The organism is Enterococcus sp. DIV0240d, from assembly GCF_051711245.1.
GTDB classification, from domain to species: Bacteria; Bacillota; Bacilli; order Lactobacillales; family Enterococcaceae; genus Enterococcus_D; species Enterococcus_D casseliflavus.
Map to the genome: position 1 here is coordinate 2107501 of NZ_JBIOMG010000001.1, position 20005 is coordinate 2127505.

Sequence of the window (20005 nt, forward strand, 5' to 3'; positions counted from 1 at the left end):
ATATATCTACGCATTTCACCGCTACACATGGAATTCCACTCTCCTCTTCTGCACTCAAGTCTCCCAGTTTCCAATGACCCTCCCCGGTTGAGCCGGGGGCTTTCACATCAGACTTAAGAAACCGCCTGCGCTCGCTTTACGCCCAATAAATCCGGACAACGCTTGCCACCTACGTATTACCGCGGCTGCTGGCACGTAGTTAGCCGTGGCTTTCTGGTTAGATACCGTCAAGGGATGAACATTTTACTCTCATCCTTGTTCTTCTCTAACAACAGAGTTTTACGATCCGAAAACCTTCTTCACTCACGCGGCGTTGCTCGGTCAGACTTTCGTCCATTGCCGAAGATTCCCTACTGCTGCCTCCCGTAGGAGTCTGGGCCGTGTCTCAGTCCCAGTGTGGCCGATCACCCTCTCAGGTCGGCTATGCATCGTTGCCTTGGTGAGCCGTTACCTCACCAACTAGCTAATGCACCGCGGGTCCATCCATCAGTGACGCAAAAGCGCCTTTCAACTTTCTTCCATGCGGAAAATAGTGTTATACGGTATTAGCACCTGTTTCCAAGTGTTATCCCCTTCTGATGGGCAGGTTACCCACGTGTTACTCACCCGTTCGCCACTCTTTTTCTTTCGGTGGAGCAAGCTCCGGTGAAAGAAAAAGCGTTCGACTTGCATGTATTAGGCACGCCGCCAGCGTTCGTCCTGAGCCAGGATCAAACTCTCATAATGATTTGTTTGAATGACCATACGGTCATTAAGCTCATAAAAATTAACTTTGCTAGCTATTGCTTGCATGTATTTGTTTCAATAAATTGAAACGTCCTACACATTGGTTCGTTTGCTTGCTTTGTTCAGTTTTCAAAGGTCTACCGTGCTGTGTTAGCAACTTTTATATCATATCAGAGCGACATTTGATTGTCAACTCTTTTTTTAAAAGTTTTTTTCGCTCGTTGTTTTTCAACTTCGTAGCGGCTGCCTCAGCGACTTAATTAGAATAACAAATGATTTGTTATTTGTCAACAACTTTTTTCAATTAATTTTGTTGATGTATCAACATTGATTAACTGTTTTATTATTGCGACTTCGTTATAATATCATCTGTTTTATTTTTGGTCAAGTCTTTTTTGAAGATTTTTCAACTGTTGTTTTGACCCGCTGGCTCAATTGCCAACGTTGAATACTTTATCACTCTATGAATGAAAGAGCAAGCTTTTTTTCTGAAATTTTTCCAATTAACAAAAACAAAGAAAAAAACTACCCAAAAGGTAGTTTAATCAATATCGATCGTACGGAAACGGATTTGATTTTGATCGTCTCGTTTTAAGGTTGTTTCTTCTTTCAAATAAGAGAACTTCTTCTCATCGATCGCTGGATTTTCAAGCATTTCTTCATAACCTGCAAAAATATCATGGATGTATTTTTTATAAGCTTTTTTCTTTTTGATTCTTTTCTTCATTTGGCACCGTCCTTTACGTGCTTATCTTAGCAAGCCGAAAGGATTCTGACAACCATTATCCACATTTTCATACCAAAAATTCACTTTGACACACCTTTTCCATTCTTTCAGCCAAGTGACAAGAATGGAAAAAGAATGTTTAGTTTGTGATCAAACGTTTTTGAAACGCCAATCGCTCTCCATTCGGAAAAGGAAATGTTACCTCTCCTTTATATTGATAGCCAGCTGCTTGGATATTCTTTTGCATCCCAATATTGGCTTTATACGTATCGATACGCAAATCAACGATTCCTTGCTCTAATGCAACCACTTCAAGAGCTTGCAGCAATTTGGCACTTAACTTTTGCCCTTTAAAATGAGAACTGACAACGACGCGATGAATGGATAGATACGGACCGTTTCCATCCCACCCTGCGCCGGTAATTGCGTTGTAGACAGGATCATCACCAGAAACCAGTGCCGCAGACGCTGCGATTTTCCCATCTTTCACTAACACATAGCTTTCACCTTTTGCAATATCTGCTTTGATTTGAGTTTCTTTTGGGCCATAGCCATTTTGCCATTGTGGTGATCCTTGAGCTTTTAAAAAAGCAATTCCTTCCTCAATCAGCGCCATTAACTCCGTTAAATCGCCCTCAGTTGTTTTACGAAATTTCTCCATTTAACCCCACCTTTCTTCTATGACTTTCTTCTATAAAAAGAAACAGACGATGATAGAAAGTCGTTTTAATCAATCGTTTTTAGTTTGCCTTGAAATTCACTGATTGATTGATATCCTTTTTCTTTCATGATCGTTTCTAATTCTTTCGTCAATCGTTCAAAGATCGCCGGCCCTTCTTTTTGCAACTCTGTGCCGGTCTGCAACATAGAGGCACCACACAACAAATGCTCATACGCATCTTGACCATTACGAATCCCACCTGTACCAATAATTTTGATTTCTGGCTTGAGACGTGTATAGAAAGCCCGCACATTGGCTAATGCCGTTGGTTTCACATATTCGCCTCCGAGACCACCAAAACCACCTTTTGGTTTGATGACTACCGAGTCAGTAGCAGGATCGATGAATAAAGCATTCCCAATACTATTGATTGAATTGATGTAGGTTAACGGATACTTGTTTAATATCTTAGCCATCTCATCAAAGTGAGCCAAATCAAAGTATGGCGGCAATTTGACACCTAAAGGTTTTGTGAAAAAACCAAAGACTGTTTCAAGAATTTGATCGGTCAAAGGAAAATCATAGGCAACTTGTGGTTTTCCTGGCACGTTTGGACAAGAAAGATTCAACTCAGTGATTCCTTCAAAATCACTTTCTTGGATCTTCTTCAATAACTCAATGTTTTCAGCCACACTCATACCAGCGACAGAGAAAAAGAAAGGCGCTTGCTGAGTCATTTCCTGCTGTTTTTTGATGGCATAATCTAAGTAGTAGTCCACCCCTAGATTTGGTAATCCCATCGAATTGATGCTTCCTAAGGGTAAATCGGTATAACGTGGTTCTGGATTTCCGGCACGTGCTTCTAGCGTTGCACTCTTTGTGACAAATGATCCAGCTGCTGATACCGCTAATTCATCTAATTCCTCGATCGTCATACAATGGACTCCTGAGGCGTTCATAAACGGATTTTCGTATGTAAATTTCCCAAAATTCGTAGCTAACATTGATTCATTCCTCCAATCTTTTCAACTAGTTTACCGTTTCATTTCTGAAAATGCAACGGGTCTTTGATTGGGACAGGTTTTAGAAGGAGCAACCTATTTAATCACTGTAGCAAATCAAAAAACCATATCCATAGCAGCTTGTTAAAGCTTGCTGAATAAAAATGGTTTTTGAAAAAAATCTGTTTGTGCTGTAATCAAATGTTTAGTTTTTAGAGCATGATCATGATTTTATTAAAGCTTTCACTTCTATTTACCGCTAAATCAAATGCTCTTTGAAGATATTCTAACGGAAAGCGATGGGAAATCATATGACTGGCACTTAAGCGTCCGCTTTCTAAAAAGGTGAGTGAATCAAACCATTCTTTGCCTGGGAAAGGCGCAGAATAGCTATTCCAAAAACCCTTAATGGTTAATTCACTGCGAAAGATTTTTCAAATGCCCGTTGCTTAATCAAAACATCAGAATAAGTGATCCCTTGAAATCCAATTTTCCCGTCTTTTTTTGTCACTAAGAGACATTGTTCTTCGGTTATTTTAGTACCTGCACATTCCATTGCAATATCTACGCCTAAACCATCCGTTATCCGAGAAATCTCTTTTTCAAGGTCTTGAACACTAGGATCGATCGTATCGGTGACACCTAAATCTAATGCTTGTTTCAGTTTCTCTGATTGAATATCAATGCCAATAATCGTTTTCACACCCGCAATTTTTAACCATTGGATCGTCAGCAACCCAATCTTTCCTAACCCAAAACGGCAACGACTTTGTCACTTGAAAGAGAAAATGTTTGTGAAAAACCAAGAACGATTTTTCCTTTTTGCAATTATTTCTGAAGTCACGTAAAAAACAAAAAACCTCGTAACAATGAGTCACGAGATTTTGGTGAAGCAATCTATTCTATTTATGAGTATTTAAAAACTATCCGTAGCTCATCACTTCCGCCAATAAATCGAATGGGTGAACTAAATTAAGCCATTCCTCGCAGGAAATTTCCTTCGGTTTTGGTTTTATTTATGCGACCTCATAAGTAGAAATTCTCAAGTGTTACTCGATGATACTTGCGTTTTCCATCGAAAGCGTACAATTCAAATCATTTCAAATGATAAGACACTTGAATAGGAGTTTTTTAATTGACTGTTCAACTTTTTTTGAAATTGAAAACGAATAAACACATACTATATACATACAAATTTTTTACCTATCAAGTGAATTAAACCTTTTTCTTTGATACCTCAACACTCCAGTATCTCCGATGACGTATAATTTGTATTTTCCATACCCTACTTTAAATTCTAATCTTTCGCCACTTGCGATTTCAAATAAAAGATAATAGGTAATGGATTGATTCGTAAAGCCGTTTGCAGCAATATTCGTGCTACTAGTCATTCGTTTGTCTACTAGCGTGGCAAGTACTGCCACTTCTGGCGTAGATTGATCCTTTAAGAATTCGACAATATGATATAAGATAACTGCGACGAAAATAAAAGCAAATAAAGTAAATAGAAAATCCACAAAACACACTCCTTTTTTGTTTTTATGATCAAGGGAATCAACCAAATCATTTTTACAACTTAACTATAATTATACATTAATTCAATTAATTAATCTCGAATCTCTAATAAAAATATGTAACTCGCTAAATGATTGACCGAAACTGTAGTTTGGCTATCGTTTTCCTATATGTATGGTTGCATAGAACACATTTGTATATTTGTTAACCAAGAGTCAGTTGCTAGGATGAAATCACATGACCTTTGAAAAAACATTCCTAGAATCATCCTTCTTCATTCTACATTGACTCCTTAAGGAAAATTCATCGTATCCCAAAGTCTCTGACTAAATTCAGTAACTTTTCTTTAGACATGTTTTCTGGGATGCACCTTAAGGTTATCAATGTGGATGAATAAGAATTTATTCTGTGCTCTTTTTTTGTCAAAATGATCGAAGGTTTATAGAAAGTATTACTATTTCGGCAAAGTTAAATACTAACTCACTTTGAGTTGTCATATGAATGGAAAATACGTTGAGCTTTCAGGTTTAAAAATATATGATTTTCTTTAATGCTTTTAGTAAAAAAGCATAACTTTTTCACCAAGTAACTGTTTATTTAAGAAAGTATTCTATAAAAAAACTCTTCTACCAACTTTTTCAAAGTTAATAAAAGAGTTCTGTGTTTATATCCTCATTTTGCCAACTGTCCGACACCTAAGAAAACAGCTTGTTCCATCTAGTTAACAAATATGAAACAACTTTCTATGATTGAAAATCCTTAACGAATCCCCAAAGCAATCCGTGCATAACGACTCATTTTATCGGTCGTCCAAGCGGGATACCAGACTAATTTCACCTCTGGATTTTTGACTTCTGTAATATCGCTTAGTGCTTCGTGTATCGATTCAGTCAATACGTCGGCTAAGGGACAGCCCATTGTTGTTAAGGTCATTTTGATTACGGTATTGCCTGTTTCTGCATCAAATTCGACTTCATAAACTAAGCCTAGATTCACTATATCAATCCCCAACTCAGGGTCAATCACGGTTTCCAAGGCAGCCAAGACACGCTCTTTGATTGCTTCTGCTTCTACTTCAGTATATGCCACGGTTGAAGACCTCCTTTAATTCTTGTTTCAAATAATACCTTCTTTTGCAAGATTTGTAAATGGACGATCCTTGATTATGGACGGCTTTTCTTGTGTATTTTCAGTTCTGGGAAGACCCCTGTCGTTTTAAAGGTCCGTTGTTCATCATCTGTCGCAAAACGGCCTGTAATTGATTGGGTCGGCACAAAATTAATAAACGCATTGCCGTCAGCTTCTAAAACGGCTTGTTCTAAATCGTAGATCTCGTAGCGCGTCACGACCATCATAATCATATTGCCAGGTACGCCTGAATACCCTCCGACTGAGGGGAACAAAGTCATGCCGCGAAACACATGCTTAGAAATATTTTTCCCAACAGCTTCCGCATTGGTCGTAATAATCATTGCCGTTACCTTTTGATGACTTGTGTGCAGCATGTCCACAACGTAGCTCATTGCGAAAATCGAAATGATCGTGTACAAGGCACTTTCCCAAGAAAAGACGAAACCTGAGACCATGACAATGATGCCGTTTAAAATAAACATATATTTACCAACTGTTTTTCCAGTCGTTTTTGATAATATCAACGAAAGAATATCCATTCCGCCGGTGGTAAAACCCATTTTCAGTGAAAACGCAACGCCGACGCCTAACAGTACGCCACCTAGCAAAGCGTTAACCAAAATATTGTCAGTGATCGCTCCTTGCGGAAGGATCATCGTTAAGACGGAAACGACAACGACATTGATAAAGCTCAATAGTGTCGATGATTTCCCGAGTTTGATGAACCCAAGAACAAAGATAGGCAAGTTTAAGAGGAAAATAAACAGCCCTGTACTAAGGTGAACGCCAAAATGTTCCAAGGCAAGTGCCACGATCAATTGGGCGACCCCGTTCATCCCAGCAGAAAGAACGTTTGCGGGAATCAAAAAGAAATTTAAAGCAATGGCTGCAGTAATACCTGACAGCAAAATAACCCCTATTTTTTTCAATCGTTCTGATTGTTCGTGCTTCGTTAATAACTTACTCACAATGATCTAGCTCCTTCACTAAAAATCTCCTTCCAAAGAATAGCAGTTTGTGTGAAAAAATGAAACAATTATTTGCAAAAATTTACTTTTCATTCCCGCATCGTTCGCCTCCATGTTAAAATCATAGGTAAGAGATGAGAGGAGTGATTGATTTTGGCAAAAGAAGCAAGTTTTGATGTCGTATCTGAGATCAACACAGAAGAAGTGAAAAACGCCATTCAACAGGCGGAAAAAGAATTGAAAAACCGATTTGATTTTAAAGGCTCCACGGTAGAAATCAAGATGACTGAGGGCAAACTGACGATCGTTGGAGATGACGAATTTAAGTTGGAGCAAATCAAAGATGTGCTCTTTGCGAAGCTGATCAAACGGAATGTACCAACGAAAAATATTCAATTTGGCGAAACGGAGCATGCCTTGGGGGCAAAAGCTCGTCAAACGGCAGAATTGATCAATGGCATCGATAAAGAAAACGCCAAAAAAATAACGACAGCGATCAAAAACGCCAAGCTAAAAGTTAAAACCCAAATTCAAGACAATCAAATTCGGGTAACAGGCAAAAGTCGTGACGATCTGCAAGAGGTGATCCAATTGTTGCGTAAACTGCCCCTGACGATCGATTTACAATTTACAAATTATCGCTAATCAAAAAAACTAGAACAGAGTCTAACGTGATGGTTAGGCAAAATCAGCTTTATCTACTGATTTTGCGCAACCGCTCTTGAAAGCTCTGCTTCTAGTTTTTTTCTTGCCAAAAATGAGTCAATGCCTTTGATAACTCTTGCGGCCGACGAATCTGCAAGGCATGCTGCCAATGCAGTGGGAAAAGTTCTTGGTAACGCGGTGTCCGAAAGCGCTGATCCAGCAATAACACCACGCCACGATCGCTGACATCCCGAATCACTCGACCGGCTGCTTGCAGGACTTTATTCATCCCTGGCAGCTGATAGGCATACGCAAAGCCAGCTGCCTTTTTCTCATCGTAATATTCCCGAATCAATTCTTGCTCGTGATTGATTTGCGGCAGTCCGACTCCTACCACCGCTGCACCGATCAAGCGATCGCCTTTTAGGTCGATCCCTTCAGAAAAAATTCCTCCAAGGACACAAAATGCCACCAAAGTTTTTGGTTGACTCTTTGGTTCGTCTTGACTTTTATCCAGCAAGGATGATTGTTGCGAGTCAAAAGATTGAAACTGCGCAAGAAACGCCTCGCGCTCTGCTTCGTTCATAGCAGTCCCCTGAATCAAGACCTCCACCTCTGGCGCCTGTTGAGAAAATGCTGCCGCCACCTCATCCAAATAACGATAAGATGGGAAAAAGACCATATAGTTTCCCGCTTTCGCTGCCGTCATTTGCTGGATCGCATCAACGATCGCAGGAATGCTGGCTTCACGTTGGCGATATGTCGTTTGGATATAGTCCGCAATAAAAATCCCCTGATTTTCCGGATCAAAAGGACTTGGCAAGCGATAGCGCAAAGCTTCATCGCCGCCACCTAATACTTCTTGATAATACGACAAAGGGGTAAAGCTCGCAGAAAACAACAGGCTGGCCTTGCCCTTATCTAACACGGATTCCAAAAACGGCGCTGGTTCGATGCAAAATTGCCGTAGTTTGATATCATAGCGGTCGATCTCCACCGTCGTTTCGTAGTGATCATCATAAAATTCACTGATCTTCAAATAATGGTTAGCTTCAAAATACACTTGCAGCACTTCTTCTTGCAATTCATGCTCAGGATTTGCCGGCAACCATTCCTTCATCAATTCAGCTAATTTGTATAGCTGATTGACCATTGTTTCATGGGGAGCTGCTTGATGGTGGTATGACCATCCTTCCTCTTTTGCTAATTGGGCTAAAGCCGCAAATTCTTTATCAACTCTGTTTAGTGCGCGTTTTAATTTCTGTTGATCCTTCGGCAGCTTCTTCTTTAATTCCTTAAATGGCTGTCGTAAGATCGTTGCGGAATACATTTCTTTCGAACGATTAACTAAGTTATGGGCTTCATCCACTAAAAAGAAATACTCTTCGTCTGGCTCTTCAAAAAATCTCCGTAAATAAACGGTTGGATCAAACAAATAATTATAATCACCAATAATGACATCGCAAAAGACACTGACATCCAGTGAAAGCTCAAAGGGACAAACCGTATGCTTCATTCCATAAGTCTCGATCACTTCTCGGGTTATTTGGTTTTCGTGATGCAACAGATCCCACAAAGCTTCGTTGATTCGATTGTAATAACCTTGTGCATAAGGACAATGCTCTGGCGTACAATTTCGTTCATCCAGAAAGCAAATTTTATCTTTGGCAGTGATCGTGACACTCTTGGTTTCACTACCGTTGTCTGCTAACTTGCTCAACGCATCTTCAGCCACTTGTCTGGTGATCGTCTTCGCCGTCAGATAAAAGACCCGATCTGCCCCTTCTTCCCCGAGAACTTTTAATGCGGGAAACAGCGTTGACATGGTTTTTCCAGTTCCCGTTGGCGCTTCCGCAAAAAGTCGCTTGCCATTTTTTAGTGTTTTATACGCCGCTGCTGCTAACTCTCGCTGCCCTTTGCGAAAGGTTTCAAAGGGAAAAGACAGCAGCTGCAAAGACGTATTGCGGACACGGCGCCAATTCTCTTGAAAAACTAACCATTTATGATATTCCTGAAGTAATTCTTCATAAAAAACAGCTAATTCTGAGAACTGAAATGTTCTTCTCGTACGGGTGGTCAGCTTTTCAGTGGTTTGATAATAAGTCAATTGTACGGCGATCCGATCGATGGGTCTCCTCGGATCATTTTCTCCATCAGCAGTAGCTTCTGCTTCTGGTTTCTCTTGTTTTTCACTGTCATTAAGCGCTGCTTGTTCATTTTCTTGTAGTAAAAACAAATAAGCATAAACCATTCCCTGGGCAAAAAACAAATCGATTTGATCTTCAGGGATATCTTCGAAAGCTGGTTCTGAAGTTTTGATCTCATCGATCACCCAAGAATTAACAGCTGCATCAAAAAAGAGACCATCGGCACGTCCTTCGACAGTGATCGAATCTTTCTCAATTTGGCTTTCTCGTTTGAAAAAGACTTCTTTTTGATACGCATCCCCAGCCTCTTTTTGTAGTTGGCGATGGATACGGGCGCCTTCTTGTGCGGTATGATTACTGACTTTGCGGCTATCAATATCGCCTCTGCGCAAAATAAATTCTACGATTTTTCTAACCGCAACTTTTCCTTTATACACGTGTTCACCTTCTCGTTTGCCATTATAGCGGATAGATCACTTTTGGAAAAGCGAACAGAAACAGCTTTTCATCCTCTGCGGAGAGTATCCTATCCAAACAGGTTTGATCTCTAAAAAAATCACTTGCGGCAAAATGCCTTCTCATCAGGTAATCAACGCCATTTCCACTTCCAGAGAATGGGTTTGACGAAAGGTTACCAAAAAAACCTACTCTACTCACCTAAGCAAGTAAAGCAGGAATATGTTTTTAAGAAAATTTATTGATCGACCTGAATGTCATAGCTAACGCCATTTTGATCATAGGCCTTCTGATTATTGGGATCTAAGGTGAACTCAAAGGTTCGCCCATCTGCCATGATCGTCAAACGTTTTCCTTCGACGATGTACGAGGCATCTTGATAGGTGATCTCATAAATTTGATAAGGATCGTTGGACAACTGTACCTCTGAATGGGAAAAATGACGCTGAAAATCACTTTCGATTTGTCCTTTATACAAGGCAACATCACTAGAGCTGGCTGAACTATCTTCTAAGTCTGCCATCGGCAAATACTGCTTAACGATCGTCAACTCATTCTCATGGAAATCATAAACCCCTTGGCTTTGCGGAAAGATGACACTCTCATCTTGGATCAACATCAAATCAAGGTCGCCATTTTCAACCGCTTTTGAGGCGGAAGTAACGGTTTCAGAAACTTCTTTCGAATCATCGATGGATAGCTCTTCCTCACCACAGCTCGCTAAAAGAAGCACAGCAAAGCATACAGTGAAAAAGAATTGGAGCGATTTTTTCATAAAAAACACCTTCTTACAAAAAGTTGATGTATACCAATCAAAACGAACACAAGGTCCTGAACACTTACTTTCCCCGAACTTAGTCACGACGAATGTTTCTGCTGCAGGAAAAAATTAGACCAGTTTCAAACGAAACACGCGCTTTCTTATTTTAATTAGTATAACAGCAGTTTTTTGCTAATGCGGTTTCTTAGAAAAATTTTCGAATTCCCACAATAATTCTGAGCTTTTCTCTCATCAAACTATTGGTTAGCCTTATCACCTGCCTGCCATAGGGTGGTCACAGCATCTTCACGAAATAAAGCCTATCCGTGCCAAGTACAGGCGTGTCAGAAAGCACAGCAAATTGTTCGAAGCCGACTGCTTGATAGAACTGTGGCGCTTGGTAGTCTTGGGTGGTAACTGTCACGGAACGACACCCCGCTTTTTTACCGTGATCGAAAAGTGCTGCCATCAATTGTTTCCCCACCCCTTGATTCTGATGGTTTGGATCAACTGCAAACAATTGAATATGAATCGTATTACCTGTCCGTTTCCCAATCAACCCACCAAGTTGATCGTGATTGTCAAAAAATGCAAATGAAAGCTGCTCTTGATCGGAAAAGGCACTCACTGCCTCTGTTTTTTTCGTTGAATAATTGAGCCATTGACAGATCGCCTGACGATTGTCTTCTGTGTTCATCGTTTCTATCATTAATTTTTCACTCCTAAAAACCTTTCTTTGTTTCCTCTTATACTTTAAGCTATACTTATAGTCAGACACAAGTATTTGTGATCCTAGGAGGTTTTAGCATGAAAATCATTGGTTTAGTGACAGGACCCGTTCAAGAAAATTGTTACCTTATTTGGAAAGAAGATTTTTTGTTGATTATTGATCCTGGAGCAGAAGCAGCGAGATTGATCGCTGAGATCGAAAAAACAGGCGCAAAACCAGCAGCGATTTTATTGACCCACACTCATTATGACCATATCGGCGCAGTTGACCATTTGCGGGATTATTATCAGATCCCCGTTTACGTTAGTCCACTTGAGCAAGAATGGCTAAGTGATCCTATGAAAAACCTTTCTGGTCGTCATCCTGAATTAGGAACCATCACCGCACGTCCAGCAGAATTCGAGCTAGAATTGAAAGAGTACGAGATAGCTGGCATGTCCTTTAAGGTTGTTGCAACCCCAGGTCATTCCATCGGCAGCGTCAGTTTTATTTTTGACAAGTTTGTCGTTTCTGGAGACGCCTTATTTAAAGGCAGCATCGGTCGGACCGATCTACCAACTGGCAACCTTGAGCAATTGCTGACCAGCATCCAAACGCAACTTTTTGTTTTACCGAATCAGATGGCCGTTTATCCTGGCCACGGAGAACCAACAACGATCGAGATTGAGAAACGGACCAATCCGTTTTTTAACGCATAAACGAATTACGAACCAAAGGAGGAATTACTACTTATGGCAAAAACGGAATTGTATGTCGTGCGTCACGGGAAAACCATGTTCAACACATTGCAGCGTGTGCAAGGCTGGTGCGACACCCCATTGACTCGTACTGGTGAACAAGGCATCCATTATTTAGGACTCGGGTTACGAGATGTGGATTTTGTGGAAGCAGTATCCAGTGACAGCGGCCGCGCGATCGAAACGATGCGTCTGATACTGGGTGAACATGTCAGAGGACCAGAGATCCCTTATCATATCGACAAACGGATTCGTGAATGGTGCTTTGGCTCACTTGAAGGTGCCTATGATGCAGAAATGTGGGGCGTTCTGCCACGGATTCTTGACTTTCCTGATTACGATGATATGATTGCCAATCATGTCTCGTTTGAGGCGATCGCCAATGCGATCTATCACGCAGATACAGCCAATTGGGCGGAAACCTTTGATGTGTTGACCGAACGTGTCAAAACAGGGTTTGAAGATATCGCCTACCGCGTTGAGAAAAAAGGCGGCGGCAATGCGCTAGTTGTGTCTCACGGCTTAACGATCGCTTTTCTTTTGCATCTGATCAATGATGAGAACAATGTTCGCATGGATATTGAAAATGGCTCGGTCACTCGACTGATCTACGAAGATGGCAGCTTTACGATTGCTGAAGTGGGCAATACCGATTACATCAAAAAAGGCTTAGCACTCTCTCAAGAACTTTTATCCTAAGAGAAACCTTTGGCAGTTGATCAATTTCTTTAAGAAAGGAGCAGTTTTTGTTTTAAAAACTGCCCCCTTTTTTTAGGAAAAAGATTGGTATTCGAATCAGGAAACGGTATACTAAGAGTTGTATTTTGTCATAGAAAGGACTGAACCAATGTTTTTTACAAATTTCATAAAAGCGATTTTATTTGGGATCATTGAAGGGATCACGGAATGGCTGCCAATCAGCAGCACGGGTCACTTGATTCTAGCCAACGAATTTATCGGATTGAATGTAACTCCCGAGTTTATGACGATGTTCAATGTTGTCATACAACTGGGTGCGATTTTAGCAGTCGTCTACTTATATTTCCATAAACTAAACCCTTTTTCACCGCAGAAAAATGAGTTAGAGAAAAAAGATACATGGACGTTATGGTTTAAAGTCGTCGTGGCGGTCTTGCCATCGGTTATTATCGGATTACCGTTAGATGATTGGTTAGATGCGCACTTCTACAACTTTTTCTCCGTTTCGATCGTCTTGATCGTTTATGGGATCGGCTTTATCGTGGTAGAAAAACGCAACAAAAATAAAGCACCAAAATGTACCGATTTGAACAAGTTCACCTATAAAGCGGCATTGATCGTAGGAATGTTCCAAGTATTGGCATTGATCCCAGGAACTTCTCGTTCTGGTGCTACTATCTTAGGTGCTATCATGATCGGCGCTTCTCGTTATGTTGCTGCTGAATTTTCATTTTTCTTAGGTATTCCCACCATGTTTGGTGCCAGTGCCTTGAAAATCTTCAAGTTTTTGAAAGATGGCAATGCCTTTGATTTCCAAGGAACCGTCATCTTATTGACAGGAACCATCGTGTCATTCATCGTTTCGATCATCGCGATCCGTTTCTTGATGAACTACATCAAACGGAATGATTTTACCGTATTTGGATGGTATCGCATCGTTTTAGGAATCATTTTGATCGGCTATTGGATGATCCAATTATAAGCAAAAAGAGCAACTCTTGGGCAGGTAACTGCCGCAATAGTTGCTCTTTTTTTTCGTTTGAATGCTCTCTAGTTCCTCACGTGTTTTTGATCACCATACCATCGATAATATCAACCGCACTTTCGGTGTCGTTGATAATCGATTCAAAGCGATCATAAATATCTTTCCATTTAATGATTTCCAGCACTTCTTTTTCATCCGTAAACAACGCTTTTTTCATTTTTGAATACAAAAGATCTGCTTCTGATTCAATCGTATTTACATCGTTGATCATTTGACGCAATGTTTTTGAATTTTTGAACTTCGGAAACTCTTTTAATGCTGTTTCGACCCCCTGTGTCGCTTGAACGATCATTTCAGCAAATAAGTTCGTTTCAGGGCGGATCTTCGTAATGACCAAATTCTCAAATAAATAAGTCAGTCCCATAATGCCATCCAAAATATCATCTAAGCGCTCAGAGATGACCAGGATGTCTTCGCGATCGATCGGTGTGATAAATGAGTCGTACAACTCATTCGTTAACTCAGCGATCACCTGATCGCCTTCCTTTTCTAATCCATGAATCTCAGCTGCCGCTTCACTTAACGCTGTTTCAGAGTAATCATTGATCAACAGCGAAAAACGTTTCGCAGCTAGATGCCCATTTGTTGCCAACTGCTCCATTGCCGCAAAATAATCAAATCCTTTTTTTCGTGCCATTACTTTCTCTCCTCACAAAATTAGCAATAAAATTTTCACCATTAGAAACGCAATCAACCCGCAACCAGGGAACGTTAAAATCCAAGCATAGATCATTTCTTTAACGATGCGCCAATCAACGCTAGAAAAACGTCGAGAAGCCCCTACCCCCATGATGGCAGTCGTTTTTGTATGGGTCGTTGAAACTGGGATACCAAATACGGAAGACAAGAACAAACAGATCGCAGCGGTAACATCTGCAGAAAAGCCCTGGTATTTTTCCAGTTTTACCATATCCATCCCTACTGATTTGATGATTTTCATCCCACCGACAGAAGTACCGATCCCCATGGTCAAGGAACAAAGAACCATCACCCAGAGTGGGATCGAAAAGCCATTGCCGGTCTTTTCAGCAAGATTGTTGTAGAAAAGCCCTAACATGAAGACACCCATAAATTTTTGGCCATCTTGTGCACCATGTAAGAACGCATTGGCACCAGCCGCAATGGCTTGACCAACTGTAAAAATTTTGTTGGCTTTTCGCCGTTGGGTATCGCGAAAGAGCCATACGATCAGTTTCGTGATCAGAAAGCCGCCAATGAAGCCCATCAACGTAGAAACGACAAGACCGATCAAAACTTTCAGCCACTCCTCGCCATTGACTGCATGTAACCCACCAAGGGCCATGGCTGCACCAGTCAGTCCTGCGATCAACGCGTGAGATTCACTAGTTGGGATCCCAAAATACCAAGCTGCGACCGTCCAAACAACAATTGAAAACAAGGCAGCGGCTAATGCGATCTGTGAGACCCGAAAACTCCCGCCTGAATCAAAAGTCACAATGTTGCTGATGGTTTCTGCAACTTGCGCATTAAAATACGTCATCACTAGCACACCTAAGAAATTCATGACGACTGCCATGCCAATGGCGATATTCGGGCGTAAGACTCTCGTGGAGACAGCGGTTGCAATAGCATTCGGCGCATCCGTCCAGCCGTTGACGAAAATCACCCCTAATGACAACACAATCGTTAGAAACAAAGCGATATTCACATAGATTCCCCCATTTAAAAATTCCGAAGTAATCATAGCATAGAAAGCTGTTTCTGTGTAAACTTTTTATAACTATTCAGTAAAAAATGTGTAAAGAAGCATTTTTAAAATCCATAAAGCAAAAAATAGCACGGCCAAAAAACAAATTTTTGTGTTAAGTAAAATTTCTTTACAACTTTTATTGCAATCACTCTTGGCATTAGGTATAATGACTAGTGTTGATTTATACGTTTTCTAAACGTAATTGAACTTTTTTTTCGGAGGTGAAATACATGCCAAACATTGAATCTGCAATCAAACGTGTTCGCACAAGCGAAGCGGCTAATGCTAAGAATTCATCTCAAGTAAGCACAATGCGTACAGCAATCAAAAAATTTGATCAAGCTGTTGAAGCTGGTGCTGATAACGTAGATGCGTTATATAAAGATGCTGTTAAAGCAATCGATATGGCTGAGACTAAAGGATTGATCCACAAGAACAAAGCTAGTCGCGACAAATCTCGTTTAAGTAAAAAAATTGCAAAATAAGCAAATTAAGAAAGGCGCAGCAATCATCGATTGCTGCGCCTTTCTTTTTGACTTACTGTTTGCCATGTTTTAAAACAAATAGCTGGAACAAATACTCTTTGTCCATCTGACCACTTTTCACTAAGTAATCATTTTCGATCAATTCACTATATAGTGCCGCTAATTGCTTTTCTCCAAACCCCCGAGCTTGCTGCATCGCTAACTTCACTCGGTACGGATGAATCCCCAACGTTTCTGCGATATTGGCTTGCTGGTAGCCAATTTTCATCAAAATCGCCGCCTGTAACAGCAGACGGACTTGGCTGATCAAGATAGCATTGATCTTGATCGTCTCTTCCCCTTGCAATAATAGATCGTCATATAAGCGCAATGCATCCGATACGTTCCCCTTTAAGACATCGCTGGTTAATTCAAAGACATTGTGTTCCAACGTCTTAGGGATCAACTGCAAGACGATCTCTTTCGTAATTTTATTGCCATTTCCTGCATACAGCCGTAGTTTCTGTAACTCCTGCATCGCTTTTGATAGGTGCAGATCCGTTAACCGTAAAAACAAATCAAACGCCTCTCGGCTCATTTCGATGCCATCATTGGCCAACGACTGTTGGAGATACTGACGCACGTCGGCTTCTTTCATAGGTGCGACATCAATCACAACTGCGGCTTTCTTCAACTGCTTAGTAATTTTTTTCCGTTCATCTAATTTATCGACATCTGCAAAAATCACCATTACCGATGATTCCAATGGGTCTTTGATATAATTCAAAAAATCATCTAGGTCATGCTCAGGTGCATTGCTCTTTTTTTCAGCCGTTAAGAAAAATGGCCGCTCAACGAACAGTAATCGCTGATCGCCAAAAAAAGGCAACGATTGGGCTTCTTGGATCACCATATCAAGGGGATCTTTCTCCATGTCAAAGGAAGCAAAATTCAGATCATCTTTCCCAACGGAAAAACGCTCCAAAAAGGCCGTGCGAACTTGCTCTTGTAAAAACATTTCACTGCCGATGACCAGATAAATCGATTGCAACTCCTTGGTTCGAATTGCTTGCAACGCTTTTTGTAATTCCATCGTTCCCCCCGCTTTCATTCTTATCCTACCATTAGTCAATCGGATAGTCTAGCAGCGTTTTTATCAAAAATGATTGTTGTTTTTCAGACCAAATAAATTGGATCATGCCCTGCTGATCGGTTCGCAAAACGGTCTGATTTGCCAATGTTTCAAGCACCTCTTCATGAGGATGCCCGTACCGATTGTTCCGTCCACTTGAAACGATCCCGAATTGGGGATCGATTGCCGCAACAAACTCAGGTGCCGTCGAGGTTCGACTGCCATGATGCCCTAGCTTCAATACATCAACTTTTAAATTCGGATAATCATGAATCAACTTTTTTTCCCCTGCTTGTTCGAGATCGCCAGTAAACAAAAATGTTTTATCCCCTACCTTGGTTTTAATCACCATCGAATCTTCGTTTTGTCCTGCACCTGATTCTGATGCCAATACTTGCAACTGAAGGAAATCACCCACCACTTGGCCAACCGTCGTCCAAACAACGTTTGTCTGATTAGGCAGTTCGTTTAAAAGCTTGGCGATGCGGTGATCTTGTTCACTTCCTGGTACAAGATATAACGTTTCAACAGGAATCGCCTTCATCAATGCTAGCGCATCTCCCATATGGTCCGTGTCCCCGTGAGTTAGAAACAAACCAGTAATCTTCCTGACTCCCTCCCCTTTCAAAAAAGGAATCAATGTAGATTCCGCGGCAGCTTGTCGTTTGCGCTCTTGCCAGTTTTCTTTCGGAAAAGATAGAGAACCTCCAGTATCGATCACATAAACTTCGCGATTTTTTTCTGCCTGTAAAACGATACTATCGCCTTGACCAACGTCGACATAACTAATGGTGGGTAAAACGCGATTCTGTTGAAAGACGATTGGTACAACAAGCGAAAAACAGATCACCAACAGCCACCGTTTCTTTTGGTAACAGAGCAGGCCAAGCAAACAACAACTAGCTGCCAATCCTGCAGGAAGGGCACCCACCGTTATCGATACGCCTCCTACAGCGCCCACGACAACTTCCATAAGTAATAAAAGCTCTTCAAAAAGGGCAATCAGCCCACTGATGGTTGGGAAAAGCGTCCCAGCAATGAACATTAAGAAACAGGCTGGCAGCAAAACCAATTGAAAAAACGGTAAAAAGACAAACGTCAAAAAGCCCCCAAATAATGGAAATTCATAAAAGAGCGAGACAATGACAGGCGCAGCCAGCACCGTGAGGAACTGACTGCGCCAAAACCACGTCAATTTGATTGGTCGCTGCATCATTATCAGGAAGGTCATCAAAAGACTTAGTTGCCCCGATGTTTGAAGCAATACTTTGGGATCAACGAATAAAAGAGCCGTTAAGACGATCCCATAATGATCACTTGCCGATAGCCGTTGTTGATAAAGAGTGGTCACTTGAGTAACCGACAATGCCAAGACAGCACGCCAGACACTAATGCCGCCGCCACAAATCCCAATTACGACCAAGAAAAAGACCCCCATTGGCAACAGCATTTCTTTTTGCGTAAACCCCAATCGGCAGAAGCATCCGCGAAACCACTTGAAAAATAAGACGACATGCATTCCTGAGATCGTAAAGAAATGCAATAAGCCACTAGCACGATACATTTGACGTACTTCTTGAAAGTCATGGTCTTTAAAACCAAAGAGCAACGCATTGATATAGGCTGCTGAGCGTTCAGGAAAGATTCGTTGCACAGAAGAAATAACCTCTGCTCGAACTTTTGCAAGCGAAAAGCCTGAGTCTGCTGCTTCCATTCCTACCATTTGCTCGATATGGACTGTGCCAATAATTGATCGACTGGCTAGATAGGCAGAATAGTCAAACCCGTGGCGGTTTCGTGGTTTTTCAGGAAGAGAAAAAAATCCTTTCACCAGCAGCTTTCTTCCCCAATCGGATCGATCCTGCCATTGCTGTTTTTCAGTCTCTGAAGAAATCGTGTAACGGCCAATCACTTTACCTGCGGAAGATTTTGCTTCAAACGTAAGCAGATCGCCATTGATTTTGATCGTGTCTGGCAACACATTGACTACCCCTTGATACTCACCTTCTTGTATGTTTCCAGTCCGAGAAAGACAGACGCGGACACTTAACAGCAACAGTCCGACAAAACAAATCATGCACAAAAATGCTTGTCGTCTTAAGACAAGCATCACGAAATAATAAAGTGCAATGAGTCCCAGTAAGATGGACTGCACATAGTAAGCAGTCACCGAACAAGCAAGAACAATACTAAGAAATAAAAATGAATCAGTTCTCTTTTGTTGGTTGTGCATCATTCAGCACACCAAATGAAAGTTTTTCAAAATACACCGGATCAAGTTCAACTTGGTGGACGGAAGCACCTACTTGTTGAATCAATTCCATTGCATACTGATTGTTACGATAGTCATTCAAATAATGGATCGTTTTGACCCCTGCTTGCAAAATTGCTTTTGTACAGGGAAGGCAAGGAAAATGCGTCACATAGATTTCCGCATTGTCTGTTGACACCCCTAATTTTGCACATTGCAATAAGGCATTCATTTCTGCATGAATCGTTCGAATACAATGGTCATCGACAACATAACAGCCCTCGTCGATGCAGTGTACATCGCCACTGACTGACCCATTGTAGCCTCCAGCGATGATTCGGCGATCTTTGACTAATGTAGCGCCGACTTCAAGTCGGGAACACGTACTGCGTAAAGAAAGTAAAACAGCTTGCGCCATAAAATACTGGTCCCAAGGGATTCTCGTATTGCTCATTCATTTGCTCCTTTGCGATTGATTAGTTCTATTCTAATCGAATTT

19 protein-coding genes, 1 rRNA gene and 1 pseudogene (1 of these 21 cut by a window edge) are annotated in these 20005 nt (G+C 41.1%); 5 read left to right on the forward strand and 16 right to left on the reverse strand.

All coding sequences use genetic code 11. The annotated features are described in order from the left end of the window. From IGJ25_RS09905 to IGJ25_RS09940, 8 genes and pseudogenes are all read right to left on the reverse strand, one after another. Nucleotides 1-726: ribosomal RNA gene (locus tag IGJ25_RS09905) — 16S ribosomal RNA — on the reverse strand; it reaches 833 nt to the left of the window's first position. A 541-nt stretch (nt 727-1267) separates the two neighbouring features. Next, the gene (locus IGJ25_RS09910; RefSeq protein ID WP_005230211.1) at nt 1268-1453 is read right to left on the reverse strand and encodes a hypothetical protein; all 186 of its coding nucleotides are present in this window, start codon (nt 1451-1453) and stop codon (nt 1268-1270) included. A 139-nt stretch (nt 1454-1592) separates the two neighbouring features. Beyond that, a complete protein-coding gene (locus IGJ25_RS09915) occupies nt 1593-2114 on the reverse strand; it encodes a GNAT family N-acetyltransferase (protein ID WP_225001375.1) in 522 nt (173 codons plus the stop codon). Between the two features lie 65 nt (nt 2115-2179). After that, nucleotides 2180-3118, reverse strand: a complete 939-nt coding sequence (locus IGJ25_RS09920) for a dihydroorotate oxidase (RefSeq protein WP_225001374.1) — start codon at nt 3116-3118, stop codon at nt 2180-2182. Between the two features lie 209 nt (nt 3119-3327). After that, nucleotides 3328-3872, reverse strand: a pseudogene (locus IGJ25_RS09925) (zinc-binding dehydrogenase); the annotation flags it as partial. A 442-nt stretch (nt 3873-4314) separates the two neighbouring features. After that, complete coding sequence (locus IGJ25_RS09930) at nt 4315-4632, reverse strand: DUF2500 domain-containing protein (RefSeq protein ID WP_015509816.1); 318 nt, start codon at nt 4630-4632, stop codon at nt 4315-4317. Nucleotides 4633-5389: 757 nt separating this feature from the next. Further along, nucleotides 5390-5719 carry a metal-sulfur cluster assembly factor gene (locus tag IGJ25_RS09935; protein WP_225001373.1) on the reverse strand — a complete coding sequence of 110 codons (330 nt, stop codon included), beginning with the start codon at nt 5717-5719 and terminating at the stop codon, nt 5390-5392. A 74-nt stretch (nt 5720-5793) separates the two neighbouring features. After that, complete coding sequence (locus tag IGJ25_RS09940; RefSeq protein ID WP_005230189.1) at nt 5794-6729, reverse strand: YitT family protein; 936 nt, start codon at nt 6727-6729, stop codon at nt 5794-5796. Between the two features lie 153 nt (nt 6730-6882). Between IGJ25_RS09940 and IGJ25_RS09945 the strand changes: the two genes are divergently transcribed. Further along, complete coding sequence (locus IGJ25_RS09945; RefSeq protein WP_005230187.1) at nt 6883-7374, forward strand: YajQ family cyclic di-GMP-binding protein; 492 nt, start codon at nt 6883-6885, stop codon at nt 7372-7374. Between the two features lie 91 nt (nt 7375-7465). On the opposite strand, the gene IGJ25_RS09950 is transcribed toward IGJ25_RS09945, so the two are convergent. The 3 genes from IGJ25_RS09950 to IGJ25_RS09960 all read right to left on the reverse strand — a co-directional run bounded on the left by IGJ25_RS09950 (nt 7466) and on the right by IGJ25_RS09960 (nt 11446). After that, on the reverse strand, nt 7466-9958 hold the full coding sequence (locus IGJ25_RS09950) for an ATP-dependent DNA helicase (RefSeq protein ID WP_438779272.1): 2493 nt from the start codon (nt 9956-9958) through the stop codon (nt 7466-7468). Between the two features lie 257 nt (nt 9959-10215). Further along, nucleotides 10216-10752 (reverse strand): hypothetical protein, encoded by a 537-nt coding sequence (locus IGJ25_RS09955; RefSeq protein WP_016611127.1) that lies wholly within the window; start codon nt 10750-10752, stop codon nt 10216-10218. Nucleotides 10753-11032: 280 nt separating this feature from the next. Continuing rightward, nucleotides 11033-11446, reverse strand: a complete 414-nt coding sequence (locus IGJ25_RS09960) for a GNAT family N-acetyltransferase (RefSeq protein ID WP_225001371.1) — start codon at nt 11444-11446, stop codon at nt 11033-11035. Between the two features lie 98 nt (nt 11447-11544). On the opposite strand from IGJ25_RS09960, the gene IGJ25_RS09965 reads away from it, so the two are divergent. From IGJ25_RS09965 to IGJ25_RS09975, 3 genes are all read left to right on the forward strand, one after another. Then, complete coding sequence (locus IGJ25_RS09965; protein WP_005230178.1) at nt 11545-12165, forward strand: MBL fold metallo-hydrolase; 621 nt, start codon at nt 11545-11547, stop codon at nt 12163-12165. A 33-nt stretch (nt 12166-12198) separates the two neighbouring features. After that, nucleotides 12199-12903, forward strand: a complete 705-nt coding sequence (locus IGJ25_RS09970; protein ID WP_005230175.1) for a histidine phosphatase family protein — start codon at nt 12199-12201, stop codon at nt 12901-12903. A gap of 148 nt (nt 12904-13051) precedes the next feature. Further along, nucleotides 13052-13885, forward strand: coding sequence for an undecaprenyl-diphosphate phosphatase (locus IGJ25_RS09975; RefSeq protein WP_225001370.1), 834 nt, complete (start codon nt 13052-13054; stop codon nt 13883-13885). 76 nt (nt 13886-13961) lie between these two features. Here the strand turns inward: IGJ25_RS09975 and IGJ25_RS09980 are convergent, their stop codons facing one another. Then, nucleotides 13962-14585 carry a DUF47 domain-containing protein gene (locus IGJ25_RS09980; RefSeq protein WP_005230171.1) on the reverse strand — a complete coding sequence of 208 codons (624 nt, stop codon included), beginning with the start codon at nt 14583-14585 and terminating at the stop codon, nt 13962-13964. A 12-nt stretch (nt 14586-14597) separates the two neighbouring features. Further along, nucleotides 14598-15653: an inorganic phosphate transporter gene (locus IGJ25_RS09985; protein WP_005230169.1), complete on the reverse strand. Its 1056-nt coding sequence runs from the start codon at nt 15651-15653 to the stop codon at nt 14598-14600. A 236-nt stretch (nt 15654-15889) separates the two neighbouring features. Here IGJ25_RS09985 and rpsT point away from each other — a divergent pair, with 236 nt between their 5' ends. Continuing rightward, nucleotides 15890-16144 (forward strand): 30S ribosomal protein S20, encoded by a 255-nt coding sequence (gene rpsT / locus IGJ25_RS09990; RefSeq protein ID WP_005230162.1) that lies wholly within the window; start codon nt 15890-15892, stop codon nt 16142-16144. Nucleotides 16145-16196: 52 nt separating this feature from the next. Here the strand turns inward: rpsT and holA are convergent, their stop codons facing one another. From holA to IGJ25_RS10005, 3 genes are read right to left on the reverse strand one after another with little or no spacing between them, the layout of a single operon-like run. Next, the gene (holA, locus tag IGJ25_RS09995) at nt 16197-17216 is read right to left on the reverse strand and encodes a DNA polymerase III subunit delta (protein ID WP_034869424.1); all 1020 of its coding nucleotides are present in this window, start codon (nt 17214-17216) and stop codon (nt 16197-16199) included. A 31-nt stretch (nt 17217-17247) separates the two neighbouring features. Continuing rightward, nucleotides 17248-19491, reverse strand: a complete 2244-nt coding sequence (locus IGJ25_RS10000) for a DNA internalization-related competence protein ComEC/Rec2 (protein WP_231473176.1) — start codon at nt 19489-19491, stop codon at nt 17248-17250. Continuing rightward, a complete protein-coding gene (locus IGJ25_RS10005) occupies nt 19463-19960 on the reverse strand; it encodes a ComE operon protein 2 (protein WP_225001367.1) in 498 nt (165 codons plus the stop codon). The genes IGJ25_RS10000 and IGJ25_RS10005 overlap by 29 nt, the downstream gene beginning before the upstream one ends. Nucleotides 19961-20005 lie beyond the last annotated feature (45 nt).

Coding starts and splice junctions, on each gene's coding strand:
- IGJ25_RS09910 (WP_005230211.1), bottom strand. CDS start 1,453: ATGAAGAAAAGAATCAAAAAGAAAAAAGCTTATAAAAAATACATCCAT.
- IGJ25_RS09915 (WP_225001375.1), bottom strand. CDS start 2,114: ATGGAGAAATTTCGTAAAACAACTGAGGGCGATTTAACGGAGTTAATG.
- IGJ25_RS09920 (WP_225001374.1), bottom strand. CDS start 3,118: ATGTTAGCTACGAATTTTGGGAAATTTACATACGAAAATCCGTTTATG.
- IGJ25_RS09955 (WP_016611127.1), bottom strand. CDS start 10,752: ATGAAAAAATCGCTCCAATTCTTTTTCACTGTATGCTTTGCTGTGCTT.
- IGJ25_RS09960 (WP_225001371.1), bottom strand. CDS start 11,446: ATGATAGAAACGATGAACACAGAAGACAATCGTCAGGCGATCTGTCAA.
- IGJ25_RS09965 (WP_005230178.1), top strand. CDS start 11,545: ATGAAAATCATTGGTTTAGTGACAGGACCCGTTCAAGAAAATTGTTAC.
- IGJ25_RS09970 (WP_005230175.1), top strand. CDS start 12,199: ATGGCAAAAACGGAATTGTATGTCGTGCGTCACGGGAAAACCATGTTC.
- IGJ25_RS09975 (WP_225001370.1), top strand. CDS start 13,052: ATGTTTTTTACAAATTTCATAAAAGCGATTTTATTTGGGATCATTGAA.
- IGJ25_RS09980 (WP_005230171.1), bottom strand. CDS start 14,585: ATGGCACGAAAAAAAGGATTTGATTATTTTGCGGCAATGGAGCAGTTG.
- IGJ25_RS09985 (WP_005230169.1), bottom strand. CDS start 15,653: ATGATTACTTCGGAATTTTTAAATGGGGGAATCTATGTGAATATCGCT.
- rpsT (WP_005230162.1), top strand. CDS start 15,890: ATGCCAAACATTGAATCTGCAATCAAACGTGTTCGCACAAGCGAAGCG.
- holA (WP_034869424.1), bottom strand. CDS start 17,216: ATGGAATTACAAAAAGCGTTGCAAGCAATTCGAACCAAGGAGTTGCAA.
- IGJ25_RS10000 (WP_231473176.1), bottom strand. CDS start 19,491: ATGATGCACAACCAACAAAAGAGAACTGATTCATTTTTATTTCTTAGT.
- IGJ25_RS10005 (WP_225001367.1), bottom strand. CDS start 19,960: ATGAGCAATACGAGAATCCCTTGGGACCAGTATTTTATGGCGCAAGCT.